Annotated in this window: 1 protein-coding gene; it reads right to left on the bottom strand. The window is 34.5% G+C overall.

Annotated features, from left to right (window positions below; genetic code table 11):
- A partial coding sequence (locus ACKJXD_RS11955; RefSeq protein WP_430876423.1) for an ESPR-type extended signal peptide-containing protein occupies window positions 1-453 on the bottom strand: 453 nt, incomplete at its 3' end.
- Window positions 454-579: the final 126 nt, after the last annotated feature.

Here is a 579-nt window from a genome sequence, read left to right as displayed (position 1 = left end):
TGATGCATTACCATTAATATTACCCGCTAATTGCGTTTTACTGCCGTTTGGGGAGTTATTCAAAATGACACCGTTTTTTGAAACGTCAAATTGCGTATATTTATTGTGGGATACGCCCCCTTTTGTTGGTGCGGCAATATCGATTTGTGTCACGCCGTTTGGTAAACCTTGAATTGTTGGTTGTTGAGCTTGATTGGCTTTTTGATCGACAACGATATTATTTGCGTAACTGACGCCAGTCATACTAACCAGCCCTAATGCTACATAGGATAAAAAAACTAACGGCTTTAATAGATAAGATTGAGCAGTCTTCATTGAATCATTTTTGATATGAATACACTTGCCTTGCTGCCCCTTGCTGACTACAACGTGATTTGATTGGGCAATATCAGACACAACAACAAACATCCCTCGAACTCGATTAAAAACAATACGATAAAAACCTTTATTCATAATAATTTACCTTTCATCTTTTTGTTGATAGCCGTAATTATTCATATCAAGGATTAAACATTAAATTATGTACAGCACATTTTCCAAAATAAATTCAGAATCAGATAATACATTTAAAAATTTAAA

Origin of the sequence: Gilliamella sp. G0441, assembly GCF_050589305.1 — a bacterium.
GTDB lineage: Bacteria > Pseudomonadota > Gammaproteobacteria > Enterobacterales > Orbaceae > Gilliamella.
This window is presented reverse-complemented; position numbering and strand designations above follow the sequence as displayed.